This window comes from Argonema antarcticum A004/B2 (assembly GCF_023333585.1).
Taxonomy (GTDB): Bacteria; Cyanobacteriota; Cyanobacteriia; order Cyanobacteriales; family Aerosakkonemataceae; genus Argonema; species Argonema antarcticum.
The window spans coordinates 1-3,955 of record NZ_JAIQZN010000196.1 but is presented as its reverse complement, the minus strand read 5'-3'; the positions used below and the strand labels follow the sequence as shown (position 1 = coordinate 3,955).

Here is a 3,955-nt window from a genome sequence, read left to right as displayed (position 1 = left end):
AAAGTTTTGGAGAGTTAGGACGAGCCTCTAATTTAAGAATTCAGCGTTTGTGCTTCCGCTTAGATAAGTTGATTTCTAAAATCAGCCAAGCTAAGTGCAGGCAGAAAAGACGTATGAGATTGGCCGCTAATCGAATTAGAGGGAGGATTAAAAACCTAGTTTCGGAGTTACACAAAAAGATAGCTCTATTCTTGGTTGATAACTTTGACATTATTCTGCTCCCTACATTTGAGACATCCCAAATGTCTCTTAAGGCAAAACGTAGAATTAGAGCAAAGTCTGTCAGACAAATGCTGACGTTATCCCACTACCAGTTTAAACAGTTTCTTAAGCATAAAGCGTTTGAGACTGGGAAAGTAGTGCTGGATGTCAACGAAGCCTATACCTCCAAAACAGTTAGCTGGACTGGTGAAATTGTCCCCAAATTAGGTGGAGCAAAAATCATCAAGTCCAAGCTTACAGGTCTTTATATGCCACGGGATTGGAATGGTGCGCGAGGGATTTTCCTTCGTGCATTGGTTGATACGCCCTCTCTCAGAGAGTGTATTTGTTAGCAAACGTTAGCAAAAATGTATCGGTTAACAGGTGCGTCGATGAGGATGGTCGAATACCTCTAATTCTTGTAAATCCAGATAGGGCAAGGCTTTAGACTATTTTAGAAGCTAGGGGGAAACAGAGAAAAAGCGCTCGACGCACCTCAGACAAAAAGGAACCTACCAGCAAGAGCTGCGGAGGTACGTCGTTGCTATTGCATACGCCTTTTCCACAAGAACAAAAAGGAACCTACCAGCAAGAGCTGCGGAGGTACCAACGACGCCGAAAACAACGCGCTCGAAGCACCTCAGACAAAAAGGAACCTACCACCGAACTAAATGACATAATAATTCGGCGGCGCGTCTGGTTTTTCACTACCAATAGTTAAAACCAGTGATGCTGCTTCTTCGGGTATCCAGTAAAAACGGACGTTATCCTCTTTTGGGTTAACTTGCTTCTTTACTTTTGCATACAATACTCGCATCTCATCCAAACTAATAAAACATTCAAACACAGACAACTGAATTCTTTGCCCGTAGCCCTCCAAAAAGTTAGATAACTTCACGCGCTTTTTATCATCGGGAATATCATAGACTACAACAACCATCTCACGCCGTTCTCAAAAAAGGTTCGTAAGCTACGCCGTGTAACAGAGTGCGTTTGTAACGTCGAATCTGCAATTGGATTGCTTCTCGATAAGTAACTTGCGATCGCAAATCTGGATGAGAAACTTGTTCGTTCATCCGTCTTTCAAATTGTTCCAGGAAAACTTTTCGGGCTTCTTTATTCAAATAAGTTCCTCCAGTACTAACAACAGTTTCAAAATCAGTTGGTTTAAACATCGCTGTATTGATAGTTTTTAACACGAAACTATCTACAATCGGTGAACGAAATTCTTCCATCAAGTCAAAAGCCAGATAAGGTTTTTTATCTTCGCCGTAGTGGAAATTGGCGAAATAAGGTGATAATCCCTCAGCAATTATTAAGGTTAAAACATTGTTGAATAACATGGTGTAACCAAAACTGAGTAAGGAATTAACCGGATCGGTGGGAGGCTGACGGTATCGCAGCGAAAAACTAAAATAGGGATTGGTAATTAAGTTACCAAATGCCGGAAAATATCGGGCAGCGCCGATACCTTCGTACCCGCGCAAACTATCGAGATTATCGACGCTATCGAGAGCATTGATATCAGAGGTAATACCTGCGATCGCTTGGGCAACTTCTGCCTCTTTTCGCTTGCGGTTCAATCTCAGCAATAGTTGTTTGGAATTCATCAACTTACCGTAGACGATCGCTCGTGAAACCAGCAATTGAAACCGGGTATCTTGACGTTTCTCGATTTGAGCTAATTCATTACCCAAATGGGTAGATTCCGCACTCCAAAGATGACCTTTATACTGACCGGACAAACTCAGGAACAATACCATAATTTGTTCTTGCAGGCAAGTATTAATTGCTGGCGTGCTGATTTGAACGTTGCCAAAAACAAGGATACGTTTGACTTCCCGAATTGGTATTTCTTTTTTATCATCTTCGGGAACCCAAACTACAAAGCGGTAATTTTCTTTGTAAAGGTTTGTACCTTGCTCAACTAAGTAAAGAGTCGCCATGTCTTGATTCCAGATATTCTTAGTAGTAGTTTGCTCTGAGGAGGCAAATTCAACAAGTTTTAGCGGAATTTCTGCTTGCGTTTGTTGTTCTGCTTCTGATTGGAGACTTTTTTTTTACTACCTCGACTCTCACTTTTAGGAGAATCTACTGGAAAAATGGCATTTTCTAGAAAGCCATGACCTAGAAAGCGAAAACCGCGCTCGAAGTTAGTAATCTGCGTTTTCTCTGGATGCAGTGCTAACCCAAAAGACTGCAAAACTCGCTCTACTTCCTCATAAGCTTCTACAATTTGTTCTTGAGTAGTAGCTAATACCAAAAAATCATCGGCATAGCGTACTAATTTCAGTTCCGAACTAGATATAATTCGGTCAAATTCATCCAAATAGATATTAGCCAGTAGCGGCGAAATTACCGCCCCTTGCGGAATTCCTTTGGCAGATTTTACGATACCTCTTTCAGTTAACACGCCAGCCGAAACCCAAGCTTTAATCAAACATAATATGCCGGGGTTATCTAGATGTTTCCTGACTTCTTTCAATAACCGTTGATGGTCGATGCAATCGAAAAATTGAGAAATATCTGCATCTAATACCCAGTAGTAGCCCAAGTCTCGCCAGCGTGCAACTTGTTCTACTGCATTCAAGTAAGATAGATTGGCGCGATAAGCAAAACTCGCACTAGAAAACCTCATTTCCATTAATGGACTAAAAACGTTCAATAATGCTTGCTGTACGATTCTGTCTCGCACTGTCGGGATTTTTAATTCTCGCCAACTGCTCTTTTTTTTGGGAATTAACACTTGTTTGCAGGGCAGCGGTTGATAGGTGTTGTTCGCGACGGCATTTCTTAATTGCGAGATATTAGCATCGAGATTTAAACTAAAATCATCAATGGTTTCCTCATCTATACCAGGAGAGCCATTGTTTTCACGCACTTTTTTCCAGGCTTGTTGAAAGTTTGTTAAAATGAGGAATTGCTCCGTAAGTTGAGTGGATGATAAGTCTGGGTCTATGTTTAAATTAAATGCAATCGCTTCTGACATAATTGGGTTTCTCACTAGGCTTTTATCTGTAAGCTTTCCCTCTAGCACTAGCTCAAAGGGAATTTAACGAGATTATGGCAACTAGATGGAAACGGGGTTTTCTGCAAAACTTTAGTGTCAGGACTAAAGCTGTGTGTCACTAAGCCAAAGCAATACGCAAGAGCCGACATTATACAGCCTTCTCCACTGCCAGACCAATTTCCTGCCCGTAGAATAGATTATGTATTTTTTTCATAACCAAATCAGTCCCAATCGCGTCCCCTTCATCACCGCCTCAATCGCCCCCACAATCTCATCACCAGTTGCATCCATCGGCAAAATCGCCGCCACTCCATTATGCAACCAAGAAGCGATCGCACCTGGCCCCCAATCATCCGCCAACAAACGCCACTGGCTCCTTTGCAACGTCTGCCGTTGATTTGGACTACCGATCGTCCGGCTCCTTCGACTAGATCGGCTAGGTTGTGGGAAAATGTCTCCAATATACTGACATTTTTTTCTGTAGAGTCTGTCAGAAGCTTTGCACCATAAGGAATACGGTAGTTTTTAATGAAGTGTTAATGATGGTATTCCAGTTTCAAGGCATGACAAGATTTTGACTCTCTGTTATTCTACCCCGATCCACTATTTTTCAGGAAACTTCAGCTATTAGAGCGATCGCTCAGGTTGAAGGCATAGAGATAGAAGCAGTGAACTACCCACACTAAATCGAAGCGATTATAGTGTGGGCTTCTAACATCACAGAAGAATGCCTCAGAACAGACT

General features: G+C 41.9%; 5 protein-coding genes. 1 reads left to right on the top strand and 4 read right to left on the bottom strand.

Features of this window, described 5'->3' with window-relative positions; translation table 11 throughout:
• Window positions 1-554: zinc ribbon domain-containing protein (locus LAY57_RS35050; protein ID WP_249072016.1), on the top strand; the 554-nt coding region annotated here is incomplete at its 5' end.
• A gap of 314 nt (window positions 555-868) precedes the next feature.
• Here the strand turns inward: LAY57_RS35050 and cas2 are convergent.
• From cas2 to LAY57_RS35030, 4 genes are all read right to left on the bottom strand, one after another.
• Window positions 869-1,141 (bottom strand): CRISPR-associated endonuclease Cas2, encoded by a 273-nt coding sequence (gene cas2, locus LAY57_RS35045; RefSeq protein WP_249072014.1) that lies wholly within the window; start codon window positions 1,139-1,141, stop codon window positions 869-871.
• Window position 1,142: 1 nt separating this feature from the next.
• Window positions 1,143-2,147, bottom strand: a complete 1,005-nt coding sequence (gene cas1 / locus LAY57_RS35040) for a CRISPR-associated endonuclease Cas1 (protein WP_249072012.1) — start codon at window positions 2,145-2,147, stop codon at window positions 1,143-1,145.
• Window positions 2,148-2,206: 59 nt separating this feature from the next.
• Window positions 2,207-3,190, bottom strand: a complete 984-nt coding sequence (gene ltrA / locus LAY57_RS35035) for a group II intron reverse transcriptase/maturase (protein ID WP_249072009.1) — start codon at window positions 3,188-3,190, stop codon at window positions 2,207-2,209.
• Window positions 3,191-3,421: 231 nt separating this feature from the next.
• A complete protein-coding gene (locus tag LAY57_RS35030) occupies window positions 3,422-3,595 on the bottom strand; it encodes a hypothetical protein (protein WP_249072008.1) in 174 nt (57 codons plus the stop codon).
• Window positions 3,596-3,955: the final 360 nt, after the last annotated feature.

Coding starts and splice junctions, on each gene's coding strand:
- cas2 (WP_249072014.1), bottom strand. CDS start 1,141: ATGGTTGTTGTAGTCTATGATATTCCCGATGATAAAAAGCGCGTGAAG.
- cas1 (WP_249072012.1), bottom strand. CDS start 2,147: ATGGCGACTCTTTACTTAGTTGAGCAAGGTACAAACCTTTACAAAGAA.
- ltrA (WP_249072009.1), bottom strand. CDS start 3,190: ATGTCAGAAGCGATTGCATTTAATTTAAACATAGACCCAGACTTATCA.